The organism is Hydrocarboniphaga effusa AP103 (assembly GCF_000271305.1).
In the GTDB taxonomy this organism is placed as follows: Bacteria; Pseudomonadota; Gammaproteobacteria; order Nevskiales; family Nevskiaceae; genus Hydrocarboniphaga; species Hydrocarboniphaga effusa.
The window spans coordinates 293,630-318,766 of sequence record NZ_AKGD01000004.1 but is presented as its reverse complement, the minus strand read 5'-3'; the positions used below and the strand labels follow the sequence as shown (position 1 = coordinate 318,766).

Below are 25,137 nucleotides of genomic sequence, written 5' to 3'. Positions count from 1 at the left end.
TCCGGCGTCCTTGATCCGCATCAATCCGGTCCGGCCATCGCGGTGGGTCGCGGCGACACTCATCTCGATCTCCCTGGAACACGCTCTTGCGGCGCGCACGACCGATTGAATCAATGCCCGTGCCAGCCGCGCCCGGCCCGATGCACCTCGAGCAATCAAGGTCTTAGCTCACCATCGAAACGCCAGGCCGCCAGATTGGCTGCCACGATCGCTGCCGCACGCCTGGCGTGGCAGTGCGATGGCAGCGAGTCGCGCTACTCCAGTTCGTAGCGCTTGAGCCTGCGATAGAGCGTGCGTTCGCTCAGGCCGAGGTGATGCGCGAGCTCCGCACGGGTGCCTTCGAATACGGCGAGTGCATGCGTGAGCCGCGCTTTTTCCTTGCTCCGCCGAGTGCCGGCGGAAAGCAAGGCCACCGGCTCGCCGCCGACCACCTCGGCGGGAAGATCGCGGATGCGGATGACGCCGTCGTCCGCGAACAGGCGGGCGCGTTCCAGGACGTTGCGCAATTCGCGCACGTTGCCCGGAAACGGGTAGCGCCGCAGCGCCTCGGCTGCATCGTCGTCGAGGCGCAGCGGAGTGATATCGGCCATGCGCCGGAGCAGGCTCTCCGCCAGCAGCGGAATGTCTTCTGCGCGCTCTCGCAACGACGGCAGGTGAACCGGAAAGGCGTTGATGCGGTAGTAGAGATCCTGCCGGAAGCTGCCGGCTTCGACCATCTGCTTGAGTGGCTTGTGAGTGGCCGCTACCAGGCGGAAATCGGCGCGCAGGGTTTCGATTCCGCCAACGCGGCGAAAGGTTCCCGATTCGATCAGGCGCAGCAGCTTCACCTGCATGTTGAGCGGAACATCGCCGATCTCGTCGAGAAACAGCGTGCCCCCATGCGCAGCTTCGGCCAGCCCGATCTTGCGTTGCAGAGCGCCGGTGAAAGCGCCGCGTTCGTGGCCGAACAGTTCGCTCTCGAAAAGCGATTCCGAAAGTCCGGTGCAGTCCACCACCACCAGCGGCCCGCGCGTGCGCGGACTGGCTTCGTGCAGTGCACGCGCGAACAGCTCCTTGCCGGTGCCGGACTCGCCCTGCAGCAAGACCGGGATCCGCGAAGGCGCGGCGCGCTGGAGTGCCGAGAGCGCGGCGTTGAACGAGGGCGCGCGCCCGACCAGCCCGGCTTCGCGCGGCTGCGCCGAGGCGCCTGCCACGCTCGTGAGCCGCTCGACGTAGGCGATCACCGAACCCGCTTCGTCGAGAATCGGCCGCAGTTCGACATCGACGTGTTCCGGGCCCCTGGGCGTGTGGTGGATGTGCAGGACGCGCTCGGGCAGGCGCGTTTCGGCCGCACGCTTCATCGGACAGCGCTCGCCCGCCTGGTCGCAGGGCACGCTGTACTGATGGGAAACGCGGAAGCATTTGCGTCCGCTGATCTGCTGGCGAGGAGTGGCGAACTGCCGCTGGTAGGCGGTGTTGGAGGCGAGGATGTTGTAGTCGATGTCGAGCACGATCATCGGCGTGGGCTCGTGCTCCAGGTAAGAGATCAGGGCCTTAACCGAGTTTTCTGCGGTCGACATGATCGGGATCCTCGGCGACGGGCCGGTTGGCGGGCCGAGCCTAGCACTGCCTTACGGAACTGCCAAACGACTGCCACTGGCTGTCATCGCTGCCGCCGAACTGACTGCCAACGCTCCGGGCTGCGCCTGCGCGAAAGGTATACGCGCTTGTGAAACAAGGACTTGCGAATACAGCTGTGCTGGCATGTTGCGTGAGACGGCAAGGCGTCGCCATTTCCGGCGGCTTACCAAGAGGGCGCGGGATGCGCACCACCAGCCAGCTCGTCGTCGAAGGGCATTTCGATCCGGCCACGTCGACCATCAGCTACACCGTCCTCGATCGCAGCACCCGCCAATGCGCGATCGTCGACAGCGTGCTCGACTACGACCCCAAATCCGGCCGCATCAGCACCGGTTCGGCCGATGGGCTGATCCGGCGCGTCGCCGAACTGAATGCCACCGTGCAATGGCATCTCGAAACCCATGTCCACGCCGATCATCTTTCGGGCGCCCACTACCTGAAGGAACGGCTCGGCGGACGGATCGCCATCGGCGACCGGATTCGCGCCGTGCAGGACATGTTCGGCAAGATCTTCAACGCCGACGCGCGATTCGCCCGCGATGGCCGGCAGTTCGATCAGCTGTTCCATGACGGCGACGCGTTCGCCATCGGTTCGTTGCAGGCGCGGGTGCTGCATACGCCCGGACATACGCCGGCCTGCCTGACCTACGTGATCGGCGACGGCGCTGAAACGGTCGCCTTCGTCGGCGACACGCTGTTCATGCCCGACTACGGCACCGCCCGCTGCGACTTTCCGGGCGGTGACGCGCGCACGCTGTATCGGTCGATCAACAAGGTGCTGAGCCTGCCGGCCGAAACCCGCCTCTACATGTGCCACGACTACCGGCCCAACGGACGGGAGCTGCGCTACGAGACCACCGTCGCCGAGGAGCGCGCGCACAACATCCACGTGAAGGACGGCATCAATGAAGACGCCTTCGTGGCGATGCGGACCGCGCGCGATGCGCAGCTCGAAATGCCCACGCTGATCCTGCCGTCGGTGCAGATCAACATGCGCGCCGGCGAGTTGCCCGAGCCCGAGGACAACGGGGTGAGCTACCTGAAGATTCCGCTCAACGCCTTTTGATGCCACAGGACCCGGAGCTTCCATGAAGATCGCTCGACTGACTTCCACCTTGTCGGTCTGCCCGCAGGTCGGCCTGGCCGAGGTCGGGGCCGTTGCCGCGCAAGGATTCAAGTCTCTGATCTGCAACCGGCCGGACGGCGAGGGGGCCGATCAGCCGACACACGAGGAGATGGCGGCCGCCGCGTCGGCGCAGGGCCTGCAGTTTCACTATCTGCCGATCGTATCGGGCCAGGTTTCCGATGCCGACGCGCAGGCTTTCGGCGAACTGCTCGCGAAGGCCCCGGCGCCGGCACTGGCGTATTGCCGCAGCGGAATGCGCTCCGCCACGCTATGGGCTTTGTCATCGAAACTCGCCACGCCCGCGGCGGAACTCATCGACACCGCCCGGCGGGCCGGTTACGAGCTGTCCGCGCTGATGCCGCGCCTGATGGCTTGGAGCGTGCCGGGCCTCGTCGGCGAGCGCACCGACGCCGAGCACGCGGTGGTGATCATCGGCGGGGGGGCTGCGGGTATCGCCGCCGCCGCGAGCCTGCTGGCGCGCGCGCCCGGGCTCGATATCGCCATCGTCGATCCGGCCGAGGCGCATTACTACCAGCCCGGCTGGACGCTGGTCGGAGCGGGCGTCTTCGAGCCCGAAAAGACCGTGCGCAAAATGGCCGGATTGATTCCCAAGGGCGTGCACTGGATCAAGGCGGCCGTCGCCGGGTTCGAACCCGAGCAGGACGCGGTGATGCTGGAAGGCGGCCGCGTGGTGCGCTATCGCATGCTGATCGTCTGCCCGGGGCTGAAACTCGACTGGGCGGCGATTCCCGGGCTCGCCGAAACGCTCGGCAGGAACGGGGTCGTTTCGAATTACCGCTACGACCTCGCGCCCTGCACCTGGCAGCAGGTGCGACAGCTGCGCCGCGGGCGTGCCCTGTTCACCCAGCCGCCGATGCCGATCAAATGCGCGGGCGCACCGCAAAAGGCGCTCTATCTCTCCTGCGATCACTGGCGCCGCGCCGGACTGCAGGGGCAGATCGCCACCGAGTTCTACAACGCTGGCGCGGTGCTGTTCGGTGTGGCGGACTACGTGCCCGCGCTGATGGAGTACGTGCACCGCTACCAGGTGCAGCTGAACTTCGGGCACACGCTCACGGCGGTGGACGGGCCCAATCGCATCGCCAGCTTCAGCAGGCTGTTGCCTGGCGGCGAACGCGAAACGGTCCAACGCTCGTTCGACCTGCTGCATGCGGTGCCGCCGCAGTGCGCGCCGGATTTCATCAAGGCGAGCCCGCTGGCCGATGCGGCGGGATGGGTGGATCTCGATCCGGGGACGCTGCGGCACCGGCGGTTCGCCAACGTGTTCGGACTCGGCGATGCCGGCAACACCAGCAACGCCAAGACCGCCGCCGCCGCCCGCAAGCAGGCGCCGGTGGTGGCCCACAACGTCGTCGCGGCCTTGCGCGACGAGCCGCTGAGCGCGCGGTACGACGGCTACGGCTCCTGTCCCCTGACCGTCGAGCGAGGCAAGATCGTGCTCGCCGAGTTCGCCTACGGTGGCCAGCTCAAGCCGAGCTTCCCGCGCTTTGTGATCGACGGTCGCAAGCCTTCGCGGCTCGCCTGGCTGCTCAAGGAGCGCATCCTGCCGCCCTTGTACTGGCAGGGCATGCTCAAGGGCCGTGAGTGGCTGGCCCAGCCCGAACTGGTCGGATAGCGGTGGACAACTCCTTGCTGACGGCCGTGTTGGGCGCCCTGATCGGTCTGGCGCTCGCCTTGACGGGGGCCGGTGGCGGCATCCTGGCCATGCCGCTGCTGATGCTGGCGCTGCACCTGACGGTGGTGCAGGCCGCGCCGATCGCGCTGCTGGCGGTGGGGATCTCGGCGGCGCTGGGCGGCGCCATCGCCCTGCGCGAAAACAGACTGCGATACCGGGCGGCGGGGCTGATCGGTGTGGTCGGCATCTGCACGGCCCCGCTGGGCGCCTGGATCGCACACCGCATCCCCACGGCGCCGATGACGGTCCTCTTCGCGCTGGTCCTGACTTACGTGGCGATCCGGATGATGAGGGACGCCCGCGTCTCGTCGCGGATTCCGCCCGATCAGAAACTGCCTTGCGTGATCGACCCGGACCAGGGGCGGCTGCACTGGACCGCACCCTGCGCTCGTGCCCTGATGATGACCGGCGGACTTTCGGGCGTGCTGAGCGGAGCGCTCGGAGTCGGGGGCGGATTCGTGATCGTACCGTCGCTGGCGCGCTACACGAACCTGGACCAGGCCAGCGTGGTGGGCACCTCGCTGGGCGTCATCGCATTGGTGTCCGCCGGGAGCGTCGCCGTGGCGGTGGGCGCGGGGTCGATGCTGTGGCCGGTCGCGGTTCCGTTCGCGCTCGGCTCGCTTGCCGGAATGATCGTCGGCAGCCGTCTGGCGGGGCTGCTTTCGGTGGTCGCGCTGAAGCGGTCTTTCGGGGCCATCAGCCTGGTCGCGGCCGCTGTCATCGTCATCAGGATCGTCTGAACGAGCCTGTCGACGCGTGCCGCCGGCCGCTATTCCACCGCGGGCGCAACCTCCACCACGATTCCGGAAACCTCGCGCTCGAGCCGGATCTGGCAGGACAGCCTCGATCCTTCGCGCAGCGGCACATACTCCGCGAGCGCTTCGAGCATCATCGCCTCGTCCTCGCTCTTCGCCGGCAGACGAGCGCTCCACTCCGCACTCACGTAGACGTGGCAGGTGCCGCAGGAACACGCGCCGCCGCAGGTTCCATCGACGCCCAGGCCCGAATCGCGCAAGGTTTCCATGAGCTGCGTGCCTTCGGCGGCATCGAGAACCTGTTCGGTGCCGTCACGGCCTTTGACGCGGACTTCGGGCATGCGCAAAAAACTCCGGCGGGTGGGTGAATGACTGGGAAGCGGGGCTGATAAAGGAAGCGCCCGTATCGCTGGAGGAGCAAACTCGCGATACGGGCGCAGCACTGCAAACTTGCAATTAGATGAGGATCAGATCTTCGACAGATCGCCGTCCGCGTAGAACTGCTTGAACCACTTGCGGTACTGCAGGATCGGGCCGTCGCCGTCGCAGAGCAGCGGGTTGGGGCGATACTTCTTGTTGTTCCAGACGATGAAGTCCACGCTCTCGAAGCCGGCGCTCTCTTCGCCGTCGGCCGCGCCGATCATGTGATCGACGAGCTTCTTGGCGATGGCCGCCTCGCGCGTGCCGGCGCCGTAATCCTTGTGGCGGAAGCTCATGTTCATCTGCGAACGTTCGAGCGTGATCGGCTGCGTGTACGAGATCATCGTCGCGCTGACGCCTTCCTGGGTGAAGTGGAAGACGTTGAGTCCCGGGCCGTAACCCTTGCCGACGATGTAGCCGCCGGCCATGTCGATCTCGATGACGTGATCCTTGAAGTTGACGACCGCCGGCGGAATGCCGGCCGCGCCGTGCAGGAACTTCAGGTGAGCGAAGTCGACACCGTTTTCGGCCACTTCCTGGATCGCCGTGTGCACCGGCCAGCTGCCGCGGCGGTCGCCCGTATAGCCTTCGTCTTCCATTTCCGGAATGTGCGGAAGCTGCCAGCTCGGCGCCTCGCACTTCGGGTGAAACCAGACCCAGATCATGCCGTACTTCTCGACCGCCGGCAGCGTGCGCAGGATCGCCTGCTTCTTGATGATCGGCGGCGCGACCTTGCCGTAGGGAATCGCCTTGCACCAACCCTCGGTGTTGTATTCCCAGTGATGGAACGGGCAGCGGATGTTTTCGCCGACGACCTTGCCACCGTGGCCCAGATGCGCGCCCAGATGCGGGCAGTAAGGATCGGTCATGCCGACCTGGCCGCTCTCGCTGCGGAACAGCACCCATTCCTGGCCGAGCATTTCGACGTTGCGAATCTCGCCGGTCTTGAGCTGATCGGAGAAATCGACGAAGAACCAACCGGTCGGAATCGGGAACGGGCAGCGTTCCAGGGATTGCGATTCCAGCAGCATCTTGAGGTTCATCTCACCCATTGTTGTCTTCTCCTCCTGCGGCGATCTTCACGCGTGGGTCTGTCGGCGGGGCCGGCGTTTCGTAGGCTTGTGCGAGCTAGTGTGGTGGCTGGCGGCGAGCGCGTCTTAGTCCATTCAGAGGATGAATGGACTCAAGCGGCCTTCGGTTTGATGCCGCGCTCGCGCGCCATCGTGATCGCGGTGTCCTCGATCATGTCTTCCTGTCCGCCGACCATCTTGCGGCGTCCGAGCTCGAGCAGGATCTCGCGCGCCGAAACCCCGTATTTCTGCTCGGCCCTGCGCGCGAACAGCAGGAAGCTCGAGTACACGCCCGCATAGCCGAGCGTGAGCGAGTTGCGGTCGATGCGGACCGGAAAATCCAGGATCGGCGTGACGAGGTCTTCGGCGACGTCGCTGACCTTGAACAGGTCGACGCCGGTTTCGATACCCATGCGGTTGCAGACCGCGACGAAGACTTCCATCGGCGTATTGCCGGCGCCGGCGCCCATGCCGCCGCAGGCGCAGTCGATGCGCCGTGCGCCGGCTTCGACCGCGGCGATCGAATTGGCCACGCCCATCGACAGGTTGTGATGGCCGTGAAAGCCGATCTCGGTCTGCGGCAGCAGCTGGTCGCGCAGCAGGCCGATGCGGGCCTTGACGTCCTCGGGCAGCATGTAGCCCGCGCTGTCGGTCACGTAGAGGCAGTTGGCGCCATAGCTCTCCATGAGCCTGGCCTGTTCGAGCAACTGCTGCGGCTCGATCATGTGCGCCATCATCAGAAAGCCCACGGTATCGAGGCCCATCTTGCGGCCGAGATTGATGTGCTGCTCGCTGACGTCGGCCTCGGTGCAATGGGTGGCGACGCGGATCGTGGTCACGCCGCAGTCGGCCGCCATGCGCAGATGATCGACGGTGCCGATGCCCGGCAACAGCAGCGCCGAAACCTTCGCGCGCTTCATCAGCGGAACCACCGCGCGCAGGTATTCCTCGTCGCTCGCGGCCGGAAAGCCGTAGTTGACCGAGGCGCCGCCGAGCCCGTCGCCGTGCGTGACTTCGATCAGCGGAACGCCCGCCGCATCGAGTCCCTGGGCGATCGCCTTCATCTGCTCGATGCTGATCTGGTGGCGCTTGGGATGCATGCCATCGCGCAGCGACATGTCGTGCGTGGTGACGCGAGTGCCTGTGAGGGTGCTCATCGGGTTGCTCCGAATTTCAGGATTGCAGCATCTGCGGCATAGGGGTGAAGGCCTCATGGTGAAAACCGGGCTCGTTCATGACGCACGGTCCCTCACCCTCGGTCCCTCTCCCGAACGGAGAGGGAAAAATGACTTCAGGCCGCTTCGAGCTTGAAGCGCCCGGCCTGGATTTCCCTGGCGATCATCTCGGCCGTGCGCGTCGCGCTGGCGGTCATGATGTCGAGATTGCCCGCGTACTTGGGCAGGTAGTCGCCGAGGCCTTCGACCTCGATGTAGGTGGTGACCCGGTTGCCGTCGAACACCGGCCCGTTCTTGAGCCGGTAGCCCGGCACGTACTGCTGCACTTCGGCGACCATCGCATGCACCGATGCCTCGATCTCGCGTTCGCGCGGGGCTTCGGTGGTCAGGCAGTGAATGGTGTCGCGCATGATCAGCGGCGGCTCGGCCGGGTTGATCACGATGATCGCCTTGCCCTCGTCGGCGCCGCCGACCTGGGCCACCGCGCCTGCGGTGGTGCGGGTGAATTCATCGATGTTGCGGCGCGTGCCGGGACCGACCGACTTCGATGCGACGGTCGCCACGATCTCGGCATAGCGCACCTTCTGCACGCGCGAGACCGCATAGACCATCGGGATCGTCGCTTGGCCGCCGCAGGTCACCATGTTGACGTTCATCGCCCGGCGTTCGGTGTTCTGCGCGAGGTTCACCGGCGGTACGCAGTACGGGCCGATGGCGGCCGGCGTCAGGTCGATCATCATCACGCCCAGGCGCGTGAGCTTGTCCGAGTGGTCCTTGTGCACGTAGGCGCTGGTCGCATCGAATGCGATCTGCACGCCGTCGGCGGCGACATGCGGCAGCAGGCCATCGACGCCTTGATCGGTGGTCTTGATGCCGAGCTCGCGTGCGCGCGCAAGGCCTTCGGAGGCCGGATCGACGCCGACCATCCACACCGGTTCGAGTACGGGCGAGCGGCGCAGCTTGTAGAACAGATCGGTACCGATGTTGCCGGGGCCGATGATCGCGCATTTGATCTTTTGCATTGAGCGTCTCGATGAAAGCTTTTATTCCGTGAACGTGATCGAAGCCGAGCCGATGCCTTGCAACTGCATGTCGAAGCGATCGCCGGCCGAAGCGGGCAGCAGCGGAGCGAGCGAGCCCGACAGGATGATTTCGCCGGCCTTGAACGGAATGCCGTAGCGGCCCAGCGTGTTCGCAAGCCAGGCGACGGCGGCCGCCGGATGACCTTGCACGGCCGAGCCGATGCCCGACGCGGCGTGCTCGCCGTTCTTCTGGATCTGCATCGTCACCGCGGCCAGATCGAGCGAGCGCGGCGAGACACGATCGTGACCGAGCACGAACACGCCGCAGCTCGCGTTGTCGGCCACGGTGTCCTCGATGCGGATCTTCCAATCGCGAATGCGCGAATCGACGATCTCGAAGCAGGCGCAGACGTAATCGGTGGCGGCGATCACGTCGGCCTCGGTCACGCCGGGGCCTTGCAGGTCGCGCGACAGCACGAAGGCGATCTCGCCTTCGGCGCGTGGCTGGATCAGCCTGGCCTTGGACAGGCTCACGGTGCTGCCGTCCTCGACCTGCATGACATCGAGCAGGAAGCCGAAGTCGGGCTGGTGCACGCCGAGCATGTCCTGCACGGGCTTGCTGGTGACGCCGATCTTCTTGCCGATCACGCGCTCGCCCGAGGCGATGCGCCGGTCGAGAAAGTGCAGCGAGATGCGATAGGCGTCATCGATGTCGATGCCGTCGACGCGCCCGCTCAGGGGCGCCAGCGTGCGGCGTGAGCGCAGGGCGTCGAACAGCTCGTCGCCGAGTTCGCGCTGGCGTTCGGTGCTCAGCGCCATGCGCGCGTCTCCACGATGCGCATGCCGGGCTCAACCATGGCGCAGGAAATCGAGCACCGTGCGATTGAACAGCTCGCGATGCTCGATCATCACCCAGTGTCCGCAGTTGGGAACCAGCACCATACGGCCGTTGCGCAGGCCCTTGGCGAGCCTGAGGATGCCGCTGTCCGGCATCATGTTTTCGTTGAGCCCCCACAGCGTGAGCGCGGGGCAGGCGATCTCGGGCAGTCGATCGGTGAGGTTCGGAACCTTCATGGTCTTGATGACCTGCGGGTTCTGCAGCTTCATGAGCTCGCGGCGTTCACGCACGAGTTCGTCGGTGACCACGGATGCATCGACGACGAAGGCCTTGGCGAAGAACTCCTTCATCATCGCCTCGCTCGGAAGCTCGGGGCTGCCGAACAGCTTGAACATCGCGGCCATGCCGGGCATGGCGAGATAGTCGGGCAGGTCGTTGAGCCCGCCCGGCGCCATCAGCACCAGGCGCTGCACGAGCTGAGGCCGGGCGAGCGCGAGCCCGAGCGCGATCGCACCGCCGAGTGAATTGCCCACCAGCGTGCAGCGCGTCACGCCAAGTGCATCGAGCGTCTGCTGCACGCATTCGACGAAGAAATCGAGCGTGTACTGCGCCTCGCTCGGCTTGTCGGAATAACCGTAGCCGATCAGGTCCGGAACGATGCAGCGATAGCCGGCTTCGACGAGTGCGGGCCAATTGCCCTTGAAATTGCTGTAGCCGCAGGCGCCGTTGCCCGAGCCGTGCAGGAACACGACGACTTCGCCGTCGCCCGCGTCGTGATAGTGAATGCGATGCCCGTTGCGCAGCTGCGCATAGCGGCCTTCCGGCACGGGCTTGACGGCGGGAGCGGAGTCTTGGGGCATGACGGAGCACAGTCGATGAGGCCTTCGCATCGTCTGCGTCCGCCGAGATACTGGCTTCGTCTCTTTGGACTACGGAAGCGCGGCGTCGATGACCTAGCATCGCGCTGTCTCGAAGCCGCTTTCGGAGTCAGCGCATGCCGCAACCGCCCGTCGTTCTCGTCACCGGAGGCGCCAAGGGCGTCGGCCGCGGCATCAGCGAGCGATTCCTGGCTTCGGGCGCGACGGTGATCGCCTGCGGCCGCGAGCGGCCCGAATCCTTGCCGCAAGCCGCAGAACGCAGGGCCGAGTTCATCGCGGCGGATCTGCGTGACGAGCAGGCCCGCATCGCGCTGCTCACCGAGCTGATCGAGCGTCACGGCCGGCTCGACGTGCTCGTCAACAATGCCGGCGGCTCGCCGTTCGCGATGGCCGACCAGGCTTCGCCGCGCTTCCACGACAAGATCCTGCAACTCAATCTGCTCGCTCCGCTTCATCTGGCCCAGCTCGCGAATGCGCAGATGCAGAAGCAGGGCAGTGGCGCGATCGTCTTCATCGCCAGCGTCAGCGGCTTGCGTCCTTCTCCCGGAACCGCCGCCTACGGCGCCGCCAAGGCCGCGGTGCTGAGCCTCGTGCAATCGCTCGCCATCGAATGGGCGCCGAAGGTGCGCGTCGTCGCGGTGACGCCGGGGCCGGTGCTGACCGAGCAGGCCGATCTGCATTACGGCGACGCGAGCGGCATCGCGGCGGTGGCTTCCACGATTCCGCTGCAACGGCTCGCGCAGCCGAACGACATCGGCGACGCCTGCGTCTGGCTCGCATCGCCGGCCGCGTCTTATGTGAGCGGCAGCAATCTGCTGCTGCATGGCGGAGGCGAACGCCCCGCATTCCTGGCGGCCGCGACCGCCAACCGCGATGCCGGTGGAGGCCGGAAACCATGACCATGAAAGCTTTTGGAAAGGGAGCCGCGATCGTGTTCGGCGGCAGTGGTGGCATCGGCCAGCACGTCGTGCGCAGCCTCGCCGAGGCCGGCAGCGATGTCGCGATCGTCTATCGGCGCAAGCGCGAGCTCGCCGAAGCGCTGGCCGCCGACATCGCCAAGAGCGGCCGCAAGGCCAGCGCGCACGCGGCCGATCTGACCGATGCGAGCAGTATCGTCGCGGCTGTCGAGCAGGCCGTGGCGCAACACGGTCGCATCCACACCGTGGTGTTCGCGGCAGGCCCGGTGGTCGAGCAGGTTCCGCTCGCCGAAACCACGCAGGCGCTCTGGCGGCAGTCGATCGACATCGAAGTGCATGGCTTCTTCAACGTCGTGCAGGCCACGCTGCCGAAGCTGCGCGAAAGTGGTGGAAGCTACGTGCACCTGGGTTCCGCGGGCCACGTCTGGTTTCCGCCGCGCGACGGCCTGTCGGTGGTGCCCAAGGCCGCCAACGAAGCGCTGATCAAGGGGCTCGCGAAAGAAGAGGGGCGCAACGGTGTGCGCGCCAACTCCGTGCTCGTCGGCGTGATCGAGGCCGGCATGTTCAAGGAGCTCACCGAGCGCGGTGTATTCGGAAAGGAATGGGTCGACGAAACCCAGAAGCTGCTGGCGATCAAGCGCTGGGGCCAGCCCGAGGAGATCGGGCATGCGGTCGTTTTTCTGGCCACCAACGGCTACGTGACCGGCCAGCAGATCAACGTCTCGGGCGGCTTCGGCGTTTGATCGCTGCGCCTCGCGCGCTCCTGCGAATGGACGAAGCCGCCGCGTGCGCCGCGCAACATGCTCGGCGCACACCTTCATGAGCAGGAGACCGACGATGCCGCTGCCGCTGGAAGACCTCGAGCTGATCCGCAGACTCAAATACCGCTACTGCCGCTGCATCGATACCGCGAATTTCGACGAGCTGCGAGGCCTGTTCGTCGAAGACGCGAGCGTCTGCTATGTGGGCGGCACCTATCGCTTCGAAGCGCAAGGCCGCGATTCGATACTCGATGCGCTGGGCTATGCCTTTCATGCGGAAGCGATCGCGCTGCATCACGTCAATCATCCGGAGATCGACTTCGTCTCGGACACCGAGGCCACCGGCGTCTGGTATCTGAAGGACTGGTTCCTCGACCTGCGCAACAAGATCATCACCGACGGCAGCGCGCTGTATCGCGACACCTACGTGAAGCGCGACGGCGAATGGCTGATCAAGCGGGCGACCTACGAGCGCATCTACGAGATCGTCACGCCGTTCGTGGTGCCCAGGAGAGGACTCGAACCTCCACGGAGTTACCCGCTAGTACCTGAAACTAGTGCGTCTACCAATTCCGCCACCTGGGCATGGTCGGCGCAGGCGCGCACTTTCCGAACGAGCCCTCTCTCCCCTCACTCCGTGAGGGACTCTCTCCCGCAAGCGGGAGAGAGGAACGGCAAGACGCTCAGCTGACCGAAATCACGCTATTCAGCAGCAGGCGCACGAGCATCGTCTGCCGCGTGACGCCCGTCTTGCAGAAGATCGAGCGCAGGTGCGTGCGCGCGGTGTTGCGGCGTACGTCCATCTTCTCGGCGGCTTCGTCGAGCGTGAAGCCTTCGGCGAGCAGCATCGCGAGCGAGGCCTCCATGCGCGTGAGGCCGAACAGCTTGCGCAGCAGCTCGTTCGATGGCTGCGCCGCATTCGATTCGGGATCGCGAAGAAACACCGCGACCGCCGGCCGCTGCTTGCTCTCCGACCACTGACCGAGCGGAATCGGACGCACGAGCACGCCGAGCTTGGCGCGACCCGAAGGGCGCGACACCGACATCGCCTCGACGATGCCGGGCGCGCCGTTGTTGGCCGCGCAGGGGCCGGTCAGCGCGTGGCGGATCATGCTCTGCAGCTCGCGGCTCTCGGTGCTCGAATCGACGCCGAGCGCATTGCCGAACAGGCGGATGCCGTCCTTCTCCGCGAGGATGCGCTTGGCTTCCTGGTTGGTCTCGATGATGGTGCCGTTCTGGTCGAAGATGACCAGGCCGAGCAGCATGCGATTGACCGCGCCGGCGAACAGCTGGCGCTCGCATTCGAGGAAATCGATGCGCGTGTGCAGCTGGATCGAGCGCTTCAGGTGCGGCAGCAGGGTGCGGCAGAGCATCTTGTCCTGCGCCGAGAATTCCGGCGCTCCGTGCGGCCGCGTCACGCGCAGGCGACATTCCACGCCGTCGCCGGAGATGTCGGCTCCGAGCAGATGGCGCACGTCGATCGAGCGCATGTACTCCTTGTAGATCGGGCTTTCGAGCCACTGGCGACCGATCAGTTCCTCGGCGGTCACCACTTCGCCTTCCTTGAGGCGCACGAACGGATCGAGCGCGAAGAAGCGGTTGGAGTACGACTCCATGCCTTCCATCGTGGTCTTGCCGGTGTTGATCATGATGCCCGCGCTGTCGCTCGTCGGCGGCCGCAGGATCAGGGTCACGTGCCCGGCGCGCAGGGCCTCGCGCATGAGCTGCAGCGCGGATTGCCAGGGCGGCGATTCCATCGGCCCTTCGTAGATCGCGCCGATGAGCCGGTCGAGCGGAACGATCTCGGCCGCTTCGGGCTCATCGTCGTATGCGGGGAAACGGGATCTGATCGAGGTGACGACCGGGCGCTCGGTGACCGGGCGTTCAATTACATCGAGAGCATCGAGTTTTGCTGACATGCGTCTGGATCTCCTCCACCCACGTCTTGTCGTGACTCCGTTCGCCCCTGAGGGGCCTGTGCGATGGTTCGGAACGGATTGACCCCTTGCACAACCATCCATGACGGCCGGGGGGTGTCGAAGTATAGGCACATGCTTTCGGTGATCGGCAAAAACTCGTCCGTTTGGACGAATTGTCAAAATTGTCTTTTTGGGACAGTAGCTTACCGATGTGAAGTCAGACGATTCGTACGGTAATCGCTCGAACAGAGCTAATTTTTTTATTGCGCTTCCCAAATTCGAAAACAGGGCAAACCGAATGGTCGACGAGAACCAGATGAAGAACGTGCTGCAAGCCTATATCGACGGCTTCAACCACGGTGACGCCGAGGCCATCATCGCTCTGTATGCAGATGACGCAACGGTCGAAGACCCGGTCGGCAAGCCGCCGATGCAGGGCAAGCCGGCGATCGCCAAGTTCTACCGAAACTCGATCAAGACCGGGGCCAAGCTCGCGCTCGCGGCCCCGATACGAGCCTCGCAAGGGCAGGAGGCCGGAATGGCCTTCGACGTGCGGCTCGAGATGCCGCAGGGGCCGGCGCTGATTCGCGTGATCGACGTGATGCGTTTCGACAGCGAAGGCAGGATCGCCTCGATGCGGGCGTTCTGGGGCTTGAGCGACATGCAGATGGGCGGCTGAAACCTCAGCCCGCGTCCTGGCAGGCGCTCAGCAGATCGAGCGTCGGGTCATAGACCTTCGACCGCACCGAAAACAGGCCCATGAGCGTGTGGAAGGCGGCGTCGTGGGAAGTCGGCTGTCCGGTCTTCTGAGCCAGGCAGTGGGTATCCAGCTTCAGTCGCGAAGAAGCCTGCGCAGAGAGCCACAGGAACATCGGCACGTGCGTCTGCTGATCGGGCGCCAATCGATACGGGATGCCGTGCAGATAGAGGCCTGCTTCGCCGAGGCTTTCTCCATGATCCGAAACGTAGAGCACGACCGAGTCGGTCGAAACCGAGCGCGCGTCGAGCTGCCCGATCAGATCCGAGAGGACCGAGTCGGTATAGACGATCGAGTTGTCGTAGGCGTTGACGACCTCGCTCAATGAGCATCGTTGCACGTTCTCATCGCGGCAATCGGGCGTGAAACGGCGCGCACTTTCCGGATATCGCTTGAAGTAGGCGGGGCCATGGCTGCCCTTCATGTGCAGCACCAGCAGCATCGATTCTTCGGCCTTGAGCGTCACGTCTCCGAGATCGCTCAGCAGCGCCCCATCGAGGCACTGGCCGTCGGTGCAGAATCGCGGGTCGTTCTTCTCGCCGATCGATATCGAGCCGACGCGGCTGCAGACGCCCTGGCAGCCGGAGTCGTTGTCCCACCAGGCGACGCGGACGCCGAGACGATGCAGAACGTCCAGGACGTTTTCCTGTTCGGCAGCCCGCCTCGGCGAGAAGCGTTGTTGCCCGAGATTGGAGAACATGCAGGGCACGGACTCCGCGGTCGCGGTGCCGCAGGAACGCACGGCGGAAAAGTTGAACAGGTCGCGTCGGGCCGACAGCGCGGGATTGGTGGAGCGCCCGTAACCGTCGAGCTGGAAATTCTGTGCCCTGGCCGTTTCGCCGACGACCATGACCACGAGCAGCGGACGGGTGCCCGCGACCGCAGCGCGGGTCGCATCGCCTGCGATGCGCAGCAGCGGCGCCGCATGGTGTTCGCGATACTGGCGACGAAGATACGAGTATGCCGAGTTGATCGGTGACACCGGATTGATCAGTACCGCCACGGACCGGTTTTCCCGGCCCCAGAACGAGAGCTCGTTGTACTGCAGCCCGAGCACGGCGGCCTGGACCGTGAGCACGAGCATCAGCAGCGCGGCTCGGGTCCGGAACTCTTTCCAGAAGCCGCTCCGGCGCAGCCGCACCTTCCAGACCACCACGGCGGGAAGCAGTCCGAATACCGCCACGTGGGTCCAGAACGCCCCGCTCATGAGGTCGGAAGCCTCGGCGAAATCGGTGCGCGCCACGTTCATGATCATCGACTTGTCGATGAGGGTGCCGAAGCTGTCCATGAAGTAACTGCAGACCGCGGCGGTCATCAGCAGTACACAGGTCGCGGGCTTCTGCACCGGCTTCCAGCTCAGCGCGATCATGGCCAGCATCAGCACGTCGAACGTGGTGATCAGGGCCGACAAGGCGATGCGCCACTCCTGCCAGCCGAACGGCTTCGGCAGCGAGCCGACGACCGCCCTGACGAGCGACTGGTTCTGCGTCAACAGCAGGTACGCCACCACCAGCAGCATCAGCCCGGTGGGCGTCACCGTGATCCGGGAAAGCCGAGCGAACCGGTTTCGCCATGTCGCCCAGGCGCTGCCGGCCGCTTCGAGATTGCTGTTCATCGCCGGCCTCTCAGTAGAGCGCGACCAGCGCGCCGACGTAGCCGGATGCCTGCGCCCATCCGATCAGCTCGAACACCGGAAACGCGAGCAGAAACAGGCTGGCGTCGCGCAGGGTTCTGAAAACATGCCGAGGCTGGATCAGCAGCTGATCGGCCGAACGCCACAGCCCCGGCTTGGGCAGCCAGCGCGGAGTCGCGGCGCGGTAGTTCGCGAACGTCGTGAACTGGGCGGCCAGATAACGTTCTTCCTGGCGGATGAGCCGGTCGAACATGGCGAAGAAGCCGAGCCCGATCACGGCGCCGAGCGTAAGCGAGCCCGACTGAAGGCCGGCGCCGATCGCACCCAGCAGCGAGAAGCCGTAGAGCGGATTGCGGCTGACCGAGTACGGTCCATCGGTGACGAGTTCCGCACACTTGCGCCCGCCCACGTACAAGGTGCATCCGGTGCGGCCGGCGATGCAGACCAGCATCAGCAGCTGTCCCAGCGCTTCGATGCCTTCGTGCGCGGGGCCGCCCTCAGGCCAGGCCGAGCGGCACACCAGCAGCATCGGCAGCAGCAGAATGCCGAGCCATTGCAGGCGTTGCCGGCGGCGGCGCTGGATGGGGCCCATGGCAGCGGGCGGATCGGCGCCGAGCGAGGTCGATGCCGCAGGGACCGTTGCCGATTGCTTCATCGCGTTTCAACCCTTGATCTTGTCGAGGGCCGCGCGAATCTCGGCGCGCCGTCCCGCGTCGGCATCTTCGCGGCCGGCCCGCGCAGGCGCCGACATCGCCGCTTCGAGATAGCGGCGCGCTTGATCTTTCTCGCTCATGTCGGCGAGCAGCTCGCCGTAGAAGAAGTTCGGATCGATCCCGTTGGGGTTGAGCTGCAGCGCTTTTTCCAGATAGGCCCTGGCCTTCTTCTTGTCGCCGAACGACAGCGGCCAGCCCGGTGCCTTGGCGTAGAGGCTGCCGAGCGAGGTGTAGACCGATCCGTCGAGCGCGGTCGCGTCGATCTTCTCGGCGGCAAGCAACTCGTCGCGCGCCTGCTTGATCTTGTCGAGTGCGCCGAGCCCGCCCTGGAACTTCGCGTAGCTGCTCAGGATGATGGCCTGCCAGATCATCGGCTCGGCCCGTCCCTGGTTGTGCTCGACGGCGGCCTGAGCGTCGGCGGCGAGCTGCCCGAACTTCGCGAGCTTGTCGTGCTCCGGCGTCTGGTAATACGCCTCGGCCCAGCCGTGCTGCAGCCGGGCGACGTCGTCGCTCCAGGTTTGGGCGTGCGCCGGCATCAGCCAGCTGGCGAGCAGTCCGGCCGCCAGCAGAAGCAGACTCTTGGTCATCGGGTTGTTGAACATGTTCGTAGCCTCCATCAATTCAATGTCTGCGACAGTGCGAAAGGACGCATACGCTCACCCTGTTCGCGCAGCCCCTTGTCGACGAGACGCGGGAACACCGCGTTGAGCTTGACGAAGAAGCGCTCCGGCCAGCCCAGGTAGCGCTCGCGCCGCTGGGCCTGCATCGCATCGACGATGATGCGTGCGACGGTCTGCGGCTCGTCCTGCTTCATCGAGACCGCTTCGGCCATGCGGCTCGTCGCGCCCTCGTTGATCGGCGTGCGCGTGTAGCGCGGAGCCACGTACAGCACGCCGACGCCGCTGCCGGCGAGCTCGCGTCGCAGGGCTTCGGAGAAGCCGCGCAAGGCGAACTTGCTCGCCGAATACGCGGTGAAGCACGGAAAGCCGATCGAGCCGAAGATCGATCCGACATTGACGATCAGCCCGCTGCGCTGGGCCTTGAACGGCCGCAGCGCTGCGCTCGCGAGCTGCATCGGCGCAGTCACGTTGGTTTGCCAGATCGCATCGAGTTGTGGCCTGGACATATTCTCGAACAGGCCGAAGTGGGACACGCCGGCACAGTTGACGACTGCGTCCAGACGCAGGCCGTCTTCGGTCGCACGTGCGATCAGATTCTCCGCCGCCGATGGCTCGGTCAGATCGCAGGTCAGTACGCGCGCCTTGCCGCCCAGGTGGACGATCGAGCTGGCGATGTTGTCGAGCGCTGTCGCGCGTCTTCCGGATAGCAGCACCTCGGCCCCGCGCGCGGCGAGTTCGAATGCGACTTCCTTGCCGATGCCGCCGGATGCGCCGGTCAGCAGGACACGGCTGTTGGCGAGTTTCATGTCAGGACTCCTTCACGGAAAACTGGCGATGCAGCGCGGCGAAGATGGCGCCGTAGAGTCGATAGAACCGGCGCGAAGCCTGGATCACGGCGTCGAGGTCACCGGGGGTCAGCTCGTTGACGATGTCGCGGAAGAAGTCGACATGCGAAACGTCGAGCGCGCCGTGGCTGCTCAGGTAGGTGAAAGCGGTCTTCGGCAGGCCCAGCGCACTCGCGAGTCGTTGCGAGGCGTTGGTCGCCAGGGCGGTGCTGGTGCCTTCGAGCACGTGAACCATGCCGAAGAACCCCACCGGATTGCCGCGTTCGATCAGATCGTAGGCGTAGGCCACCATCATCTCGGTTTCGAACGCCGGAACACTGTGGCGCGCCGACTCGCGATCACCACCGCTGGCGACGATGTCGTCGAGCACCCATTCGTGATGACCGTACTCCTCGTCGATGTAGCTCACGATCTTGGCGCGCAGCCATTCGTGGCGATCGCCGAGCCGGGCGCCGCAGGCCATCATCAGCGGCACGGTGTGTTTGACGTGGTGATAGGCCTGGGTCAAAAACGCGATGTACATCGCGGTATTCACGCGCCCGGCCATCGCGTCCGCGAACAGCGGCTCGCTCAACAGCGCGGTTCGCTCGGCCAGCGTTTCGGCCTGCAACAGTTCGTAGTGACTCATGCAGCGGTCTCCTCGTAGAGGGATTCGAGTGGAATGCGGTACGCAAGCGCGATGGCGGCTCGGCGCAGGCGGCCATTGGGTGTGAGCTGATCGTTGGCCGGGGCGAACGGCTGCGAAGCCGCGATCCAGCGATGGATGCGCGCGTAGTCCGGCAGGCCGCGATTCACGGCATCGACCGCCGCCTGGACCGCGGTGGGCTCGCGCGTGCGCGGCACGATCACCGCGACGTTGTAGGGCCTGGCTTCGCCGAACACCGCGGCCTGCGCGATTGCCGCCTGCTGCACGAGTTCGCTTTCGACCCATTCGGGCGAGACGTTGCGGCCGTAGGCGGTGACGAAGATGTTCTTCTTGCGCCCCGTCAGATGCAGGAAACCGTCTTCATCGAGGTGGCCGATGTCGCCGGTCGCGACTTCGGTGGCCGGTTCGTGCGCCGGCTCGCCGACGTAGCCCAGATAGCCGTTGCCCGAGACCTGTACTTCGCCGTCATCCGCAATGCGCAGCCGCAAGTGCGGCAGCGGCCGGCCCACGCTGCCGGGGCGGGCGTGAGCGATGGTGTTGAGGGCGACCACCGAGGCGCATTCGGACAGGCCGTAGCCTTCGTAGACCGGCAATCCCGACCGGGTCGCGCGCCCCAGCAGCGTCGGCGACACCATCGCGCCGCCCACCGCGACGAAGCTCAGGCTCCTCAGTGGCGCGGCCTGCGTTTCGATCGCGGCGACCAGGGCCTGCAGCAGCTGCGGCACGAGGATCAGGCTGTTGGCTTGGGCCCGCTCGATCTGCAACAGCAACTTGCCCGGATCGAAGCCGCTCGCTCCATCCAGGCCGACCGCGCCGAGCGACGGCAGGTGCGTGGTGGCGCCGACCAGCAGCGGGGCGTACAGGCCGCCGATGTTCTCGAGCAGCGTCGCCAGCGGCAGCACGCACAGATGCTGCGACTGCGCGTTCGCACCACTGGCTTGCGCGAGCGCTTCGGCGACGCGTTCCTGCTGCTCGATGCCGAGGCAGACGCCCTTGGGCGACCCGGTGGTGCCGGACGTGTAGGTGATCTTGCGCGTCGCCGCGTGCAGCGGGCGAGCCTGCGCCGGCACGCCGAGCAGCCGCAGCAGCGAGGCCGCCGCGGGCGGCAGCAGCCCGGACAGATCCTGCGTACCCGGCAAGGCCATCTGCGGCGGCAGACGACGATCGATCAGCAGCAGATCGATGCCGGCGTCCGCGATCGCGTGCGCGATCTGCTGCGCGGAGAAGAACAGGGGCAGCGGAACGCTGACCAGCCCGGCGTGCAGGGCGGCGAGGTCGGACAGTGCCCAGGCGATGCCGTTGTCGGCGACGATGCCGACCCGCGTTCCGCCGCTCGTACGCAAACTCTCCGCGAGCGCCTGCACCGCCGCGAGCAGCGATGCGTAGTCCATTCGGTGATCGCCGCCGACGAGGGCGATGCGCTCGGGCGACTCGGCCGCGTGGCGATGCAAGGCGGCGATGATGCGACTGCCGTGGCCGCTCATCACGGCGCTCCGACGCGTGCGAGCGCGGCGAGCGGATCGCCGCCTTCGCATTGCTGGTGCCGCAGCAGGCGGCTGCCGTTGCCGATGTCGCCGAGCATCACCGACGGGGCGCTGTCGTAGTAGCGTCCCCAGGCCGCTCGCTCATGCTCGGCGAGCCGTTCGATCGGCGCCGGAGCGATGATTTCGAGCGGCAGCCCGAGCCGCGAAAAGCCGTTGCACAGCCGCGCCGCGCCGGTGAACGCCACCCACTGGAAACCTTCGACCTGCAGCCGCTCGCAAAGCATCGGAATCAGCTCGCGCAAGGCCCCCGGTGTGGCGCCCGCGAGATTGCCCACTTCGACGATCTGCTGCCGCGACACCGGACGCGCCTGGCGCTTGGCGACCCAGGCTTCGATCGGATCGTCGAGATAGCGTTCGAGGAACAAGGGGCCGCTGGCCGCGCTGCGCAGGCCGACGGCGGCGAGCAGCTCGGCGTCGGCGCCATGCAGGCCGAACAGGCGGGGCAGGTAGCAGTACAGACGTGCGCCGTAGACCTCGGCGAAGCGCTCGGCGATGAAAGCCGTCAGCGCGTCACGCGTCGCGGCCTGCGCTTCGATCAGCGCAGGTTTCGGGCTGGCTGTCGCTCGATGGAGCGGGGCTGGCGTCATGTCGGGATCGGATGCATGCACCGCCGGCGGCGGGCTTCGACATCCCACGGGCAATGCCGGTGCCAGCCGGCAAAAACTTAAAAAGTATCGCTAATTCAGCAAGATAAGATCACCGAAACTTGAGTGGACGGCCTGCACGAATGGTCGGCGTGCAAGCTTTGCTGACAATTTTTGCAGGGTTTCGGACCGCTCAGCGACAGTCGGGCAGGTCGCCCGGAGCTTCCAGATGGCCGTCCGGCCTCACCTGCAGGATCACGCGCAGATGCGCGCCGGCTTCGCAGGCCGACAGATAGCCGATGCCGGCCCGCGTATCGCCGACGAAGCGCCGCACCGCGGCTTCCGAAGCCAGCACATGCGGAGGCAGCACGCCGTGGAAGTACTGCTCGTTCCAGTATTCCTCCTGCGCCTCTGGCGACAGGTGCAGCAGCGTGCGCGCGAAGTGCTGGCGCAGCGGATGGTCGGCCGGCAGATTCACCGGCTGGATGCGCGCGCCGTTGCTCCAGAACAGCTTGCGGCGCTTGAAGATCTGCGCCACTTCATCGGCGCTCGGTGCATCGTTGTTGTCGGCCGAAACCACGATCAGCAAGGGCTGGGCATCGGTCTGGGCGCGCAGCGACGAAGGCAGCAGAACGCTCAGCCCGACCGCGACCGCCAGCACCGCCCAGCTTGTTGGCCGCTGGTTCAGAACAGCACCGCCAGCGAGAACAGCAGGCCGTCGCGGACTTCGATGTCGTCGGTGTCGGTGGCGCTGCTGTATTCGGCCTTGAGCACGACAGCCGGCCTGGGCCGGAAATTGACGCCGCCGAGATAGACGTTGATATCGCGCTCGGCGCCCGAGCGCCGGAAGGTTTCGTAGCGGGCGACGGCGTACCAGCGCGCCGTCAGCGGAGCGACCGCCTGCACGTAGAGCCCTTGCTCGTCGCGATCCTCGAACCGGCTCGAGGTGACGCGATAGTGGAATTCCCCGCTGACTTCCCAGCGCCAGCGCGACCAGGCGAAGTCGATGCCGTAGAGGTTCTTGCGATCGTCCGGCGACTGGCGCTGTTCGAAGTTGGCGTATGACAGCCCGAGTTCGGTATGCGGCAACGGCGACAACACCAGCCGACCGCCGAACGCGTCCTCGAAGGTATCGATGTCGCGGTCGCGGGCGAGCTCGGTACCGGGCGAGTAGTACAGCGAATATTCGACGCCGTTCGCAGTGAACGGCAGCGTGCCGTAGACCATCAGCCCGGTCGCGTTGGTCGGGAAGGTGGTCTCGGTGATCAGCGGTCGGGCCGTGGTCCACACCAGCGGCGAGGCGTGAATGAGGTTCCAGCGGCCGACCGGCGTCAGGAACTTGCCGACGCGAAACTTGAGTGCGTCGGCCGGCGTGTAGTCGACGTAGAAGCGCTCGAGTTCGACTTCGGCCTCTTTGGACGTGAATCGGCCGGGCTCGGCGACGAGGCTGTCTTCGAGTTCGGTCTCGGAGAAGAAATGCCAGCTGCCGCCGTTGTCCCACCACAGGAAGGCGCTCAGCGAATCGACGCCGACACGCCAGTCGGTGTCCCGGTCGTCGCCCGCCGAGATCGTGCCGTAGCCACCGAGCACGGCGCCGGTGTCGCCGAGCGGCAAGCCGTGGCCGAGCTCGTAGCGGCGCGCGATCGGGTCGAAGCCGGTGCCCGAGCCCGTCGAAGGCTCCTGCGCCGAAGCAAAGCCGAACGCGCAGGCCAGCAGCAAGCCGCCGAGCCGGCTCAATGGGCGCATCGCAAGGTCTATCATGGGTGGCCGGCTCTCAGGGCTCTGGCTGCCTCGAATCGGGCGCACTCTAATCCATCGAACGCAAGGCTGTGATCCGCTGATCGTGACCATCCGTAGGCTATTGCTTGCCGCGTTCCTGCTCGCGGGGCTGATTCCGGCCAGCAGCGTCACCTGGCTGGCGTTCGAGCGATCGCGAACCGCCATGCTCGACGAGATCGAGCAAGGCATCGACCGCTCGACCGCCGCCACTTCGGCCGAACTCGATCGCCTGCTGCTCGAACGCCTGCTCAACGCCACCACCTGGAATCACCTCGAAGTGATGCAGGATCTGCGGCTCGACGACGTCGACAAGCGGCTCTCGGTGTTCCTGGCCGAGATGAAACGCCGCTACGGTTCGGCTTACGTCGATCTGCTCGCCGTCGATCCGCGCGGACGTGTCGTGGCGAGCAGCTCGGCCGGGCGCATCGGCCAGCGCGATGTGGCGGGCGCCGCCTGGACCACGCTCGATCTTCCGGGCGGGCAGGTGCGCCTCGAGCGCATCGCCGGCGACAAGCTGCGCATTCGCACCGACATCGAGTCGAGCTTCACCGAAGGCGCGCTCGGCGAGCTCGTGCTCGAATACGACTGGCGACAGGTGCTGGGCCGGCTCGACGCCGCGGCCGATCCCTCGCGCCAGGTGCTCGTTCTCGACGGAGAACATCGCGTCGTCGCCGCCTCCGCCGCGCTGCGTGCGGCTGGAGCGCAGCCCGGTATCGACGCTTCGGACTGGCGCGGCGCCGACGCCGGCCGCATCCGCGCGCTCAGCGGCATGCGCTGGATGAGCGGTGAGCTGCTGGTGGGGGCGGCCAGTTCCACGCCGATCGAGCCGTACCCGAGCCTCGGCTGGACCACCTTGCTGCTGCAATCGCGCGCCTCCGCGCTGGCGCCGGTTCGCCGCATGGGCCTGACCTTCGCGAGCCTGCTCGCGGTGACCTTGCTGATCACGGTGCTGGTGTCGAGCTGGGTGGCCGGGCTGATCGCCCGGCCGGTCGTCGCCCTGACCGATTTCACGCGCCATTACCTGCAGCCCGGGCCGCCGCCGCCCACGCCGCCGCAGGGGCCGGGCGAGATCGGCGAGCTCAACCGCAGCTTCGTCCGGCTGGTCGAAGACCTGCATCGCTCCCAGGCCACGCTGACGCAGGCATCCAAGCTCGCGGCGCTCGGAGAAGTGACCGCGCTGATGGCGCACGAGGTGCGCACGCCGCTCGGCATCCTGCGCTCGTCCGCGCAGATGCTGCGCATGGAACCGGGGCTGAGCGCGGAGGGCATCGAACTCACCGGCATCATCGAAAGCGAGGTCGCGCGCCTGAACCGGCTCGTGAGCTCGATGCTCGACAGCGCGCGCACGCATCCTCCGCAGATGCGACGCGACGATCTGCACGCCATCATCGATCACGCCTGCACGCTGCTCGCGGCGCAGGCGCGCGACCGCGGCATCGCGCTGTCGATCCGGCGCGCTCCGGAAGAAGCCTGGGTCGATTGCGACGGCGAGCAGATCACGCAGGTGCTGCTCAACCTGACGATGAATGCGCTGCAGGTCCTGCAGGCCGGTGGCCGCGTGCAGATCGCCACGCGCAAGGAGGCCGAGCGCTGGATCGTCGAAGTGGCCGACGACGGCCCCGGTGTTGCGGCCGAAGACCGGCGCGCCATCTTCGAACCCTTCGTCTTCAAGCGCGAAGGCGGCATCGGCCTGGGCCTGGCCGTGGTGCGCCAGATCGTCAGGCAACACGGCGGCGACATCGTGGTCGAAGACAGCGCCCTCGGCGGCGCCGCCTTCCGCTTCTGGCTGCCGACGCCGCTGCCCAAATGAACGTGGTCC

At 66.2% G+C, this 25,137-nt stretch carries 24 protein-coding genes, 1 tRNA gene and 1 pseudogene; 8 read left to right on the top strand and 18 right to left on the bottom strand.

Annotated features, from left to right (window positions below; genetic code table 11):
- Positions 1-254: 254 nt before the first annotated feature.
- Positions 255-1,559 carry a sigma-54 interaction domain-containing protein gene (locus WQQ_RS20850; RefSeq protein WP_040455264.1) on the bottom strand — a complete coding sequence of 435 codons (1,305 nt, stop codon included), beginning with the start codon at positions 1,557-1,559 and terminating at the stop codon, positions 255-257.
- A 242-nt stretch (positions 1,560-1,801) separates the two neighbouring features.
- Here WQQ_RS20850 and WQQ_RS20845 point away from each other — a divergent pair, with 242 nt between their 5' ends.
- Genes WQQ_RS20845 through WQQ_RS20835 form a run of 3 tightly spaced genes read left to right on the top strand, consistent with a single transcriptional unit; the run spans position 1,802 to position 5,182 of the window.
- A complete protein-coding gene (locus WQQ_RS20845; protein ID WP_007187241.1) occupies positions 1,802-2,686 on the top strand; it encodes an MBL fold metallo-hydrolase in 885 nt (294 codons plus the stop codon).
- A 22-nt stretch (positions 2,687-2,708) separates the two neighbouring features.
- Positions 2,709-4,382 carry a bifunctional protein tyrosine phosphatase family protein/NAD(P)/FAD-dependent oxidoreductase gene (locus WQQ_RS20840; RefSeq protein WP_007187240.1) on the top strand — a complete coding sequence of 558 codons (1,674 nt, stop codon included), beginning with the start codon at positions 2,709-2,711 and terminating at the stop codon, positions 4,380-4,382.
- A 2-nt stretch (positions 4,383-4,384) separates the two neighbouring features.
- On the top strand, positions 4,385-5,182 hold the full coding sequence (locus tag WQQ_RS20835) for a sulfite exporter TauE/SafE family protein (RefSeq protein ID WP_007187239.1): 798 nt from the start codon (positions 4,385-4,387) through the stop codon (positions 5,180-5,182).
- Between the two features lie 29 nt (positions 5,183-5,211).
- Here the strand turns inward: WQQ_RS20835 and WQQ_RS20830 are convergent, their stop codons facing one another.
- From WQQ_RS20830 to WQQ_RS20805, 6 genes are all read right to left on the bottom strand, one after another.
- The gene (locus WQQ_RS20830; protein WP_007187238.1) at positions 5,212-5,538 is read right to left on the bottom strand and encodes a 2Fe-2S iron-sulfur cluster-binding protein; all 327 of its coding nucleotides are present in this window, start codon (positions 5,536-5,538) and stop codon (positions 5,212-5,214) included.
- 126 nt (positions 5,539-5,664) lie between these two features.
- Positions 5,665-6,669: a Rieske 2Fe-2S domain-containing protein gene (locus WQQ_RS20825; protein ID WP_007187237.1), complete on the bottom strand. Its 1,005-nt coding sequence runs from the start codon at positions 6,667-6,669 to the stop codon at positions 5,665-5,667.
- A gap of 131 nt (positions 6,670-6,800) precedes the next feature.
- A complete protein-coding gene (gene dmpG, locus WQQ_RS20820) occupies positions 6,801-7,844 on the bottom strand; it encodes a 4-hydroxy-2-oxovalerate aldolase (protein ID WP_007187236.1) in 1,044 nt (347 codons plus the stop codon).
- 134 nt (positions 7,845-7,978) lie between these two features.
- Complete coding sequence (locus WQQ_RS20815; protein ID WP_007187235.1) at positions 7,979-8,884, bottom strand: acetaldehyde dehydrogenase (acetylating); 906 nt, start codon at positions 8,882-8,884, stop codon at positions 7,979-7,981.
- Positions 8,885-8,905: 21 nt separating this feature from the next.
- Positions 8,906-9,703: a fumarylacetoacetate hydrolase family protein gene (locus WQQ_RS20810; RefSeq protein WP_007187234.1), complete on the bottom strand. Its 798-nt coding sequence runs from the start codon at positions 9,701-9,703 to the stop codon at positions 8,906-8,908.
- A gap of 30 nt (positions 9,704-9,733) precedes the next feature.
- The gene (locus WQQ_RS20805; protein WP_040455263.1) at positions 9,734-10,582 is read right to left on the bottom strand and encodes an alpha/beta fold hydrolase; all 849 of its coding nucleotides are present in this window, start codon (positions 10,580-10,582) and stop codon (positions 9,734-9,736) included.
- Positions 10,583-10,716: 134 nt separating this feature from the next.
- On the opposite strand from WQQ_RS20805, the gene WQQ_RS20800 reads away from it, so the two are divergent.
- From WQQ_RS20800 to WQQ_RS25355, 3 genes and pseudogenes are all read left to right on the top strand, one after another.
- Positions 10,717-11,499, top strand: a complete 783-nt coding sequence (locus WQQ_RS20800; RefSeq protein WP_007187232.1) for an SDR family oxidoreductase — start codon at positions 10,717-10,719, stop codon at positions 11,497-11,499.
- A complete protein-coding gene (locus WQQ_RS20795; protein WP_007187231.1) occupies positions 11,496-12,260 on the top strand; it encodes an SDR family NAD(P)-dependent oxidoreductase in 765 nt (254 codons plus the stop codon). The genes WQQ_RS20800 and WQQ_RS20795 overlap by 4 nt, the downstream gene beginning before the upstream one ends.
- 76 nt (positions 12,261-12,336) lie before the next feature.
- Positions 12,337-12,729 (top strand): annotated as a pseudogene (locus WQQ_RS25355) (nuclear transport factor 2 family protein); the annotation flags it as partial.
- A 49-nt stretch (positions 12,730-12,778) separates the two neighbouring features.
- Here the strand turns inward: WQQ_RS25355 and WQQ_RS20785 are convergent.
- Positions 12,779-12,863 (bottom strand) — tRNA-Leu (locus WQQ_RS20785).
- 98 nt (positions 12,864-12,961) lie between these two features.
- Entirely contained in the window at positions 12,962-14,197 is a 1,236-nt protein-coding gene (locus tag WQQ_RS20780; protein ID WP_007187230.1) for a helix-turn-helix transcriptional regulator, read from the bottom strand.
- 298 nt (positions 14,198-14,495) lie between these two features.
- On the opposite strand from WQQ_RS20780, the gene WQQ_RS20775 reads away from it, so the two are divergent.
- Entirely contained in the window at positions 14,496-14,876 is a 381-nt protein-coding gene (locus WQQ_RS20775) for a steroid Delta-isomerase (RefSeq protein WP_007187229.1), read from the top strand.
- 4 nt (positions 14,877-14,880) lie between these two features.
- Here WQQ_RS20775 and WQQ_RS20770 read toward each other — a convergent pair whose 3' ends face one another.
- The 9 genes from WQQ_RS20770 to WQQ_RS20730 form a co-directional block, all read right to left on the bottom strand.
- Positions 14,881-16,569: a phosphoethanolamine transferase gene (locus WQQ_RS20770; RefSeq protein WP_007187228.1), complete on the bottom strand. Its 1,689-nt coding sequence runs from the start codon at positions 16,567-16,569 to the stop codon at positions 14,881-14,883.
- Between the two features lie 10 nt (positions 16,570-16,579).
- Positions 16,580-17,242: a methyltransferase family protein gene (locus tag WQQ_RS20765; protein WP_007187227.1), complete on the bottom strand. Its 663-nt coding sequence runs from the start codon at positions 17,240-17,242 to the stop codon at positions 16,580-16,582.
- A 6-nt stretch (positions 17,243-17,248) separates the two neighbouring features.
- Positions 17,249-17,902 carry a tetratricopeptide repeat protein gene (locus WQQ_RS20760; RefSeq protein WP_007187226.1) on the bottom strand — a complete coding sequence of 218 codons (654 nt, stop codon included), beginning with the start codon at positions 17,900-17,902 and terminating at the stop codon, positions 17,249-17,251.
- 14 nt (positions 17,903-17,916) lie between these two features.
- Positions 17,917-18,726, bottom strand: a complete 810-nt coding sequence (locus WQQ_RS20755) for an SDR family oxidoreductase (RefSeq protein WP_007187225.1) — start codon at positions 18,724-18,726, stop codon at positions 17,917-17,919.
- A gap of 1 nt (position 18,727) precedes the next feature.
- On the bottom strand, positions 18,728-19,393 hold the full coding sequence (locus WQQ_RS20750; protein ID WP_007187224.1) for an iron-containing redox enzyme family protein: 666 nt from the start codon (positions 19,391-19,393) through the stop codon (positions 18,728-18,730).
- Positions 19,390-20,895, bottom strand: a complete 1,506-nt coding sequence (locus tag WQQ_RS20745; protein WP_007187223.1) for an AMP-binding protein — start codon at positions 20,893-20,895, stop codon at positions 19,390-19,392. The genes WQQ_RS20750 and WQQ_RS20745 overlap by 4 nt, the downstream gene beginning before the upstream one ends.
- Positions 20,895-21,542, bottom strand: a complete 648-nt coding sequence (locus tag WQQ_RS20740) for a thermostable hemolysin (RefSeq protein WP_007187222.1) — start codon at positions 21,540-21,542, stop codon at positions 20,895-20,897. Before WQQ_RS20740 ends, WQQ_RS20745 begins: the two co-directional genes overlap by 1 nt.
- A 190-nt stretch (positions 21,543-21,732) precedes the next feature.
- A complete protein-coding gene (locus WQQ_RS20735; RefSeq protein ID WP_007187221.1) occupies positions 21,733-22,200 on the bottom strand; it encodes a hypothetical protein in 468 nt (155 codons plus the stop codon).
- Between the two features lie 23 nt (positions 22,201-22,223).
- Positions 22,224-23,285, bottom strand: coding sequence for a putative porin (locus WQQ_RS20730; protein WP_007187220.1), 1,062 nt, complete (start codon positions 23,283-23,285; stop codon positions 22,224-22,226).
- A 97-nt stretch (positions 23,286-23,382) separates the two neighbouring features.
- Here WQQ_RS20730 and WQQ_RS20725 point away from each other — a divergent pair, with 97 nt between their 5' ends.
- Positions 23,383-25,128, top strand: a complete 1,746-nt coding sequence (locus tag WQQ_RS20725) for a sensor histidine kinase (protein ID WP_040455260.1) — start codon at positions 23,383-23,385, stop codon at positions 25,126-25,128.
- Positions 25,129-25,137: the final 9 nt, after the last annotated feature.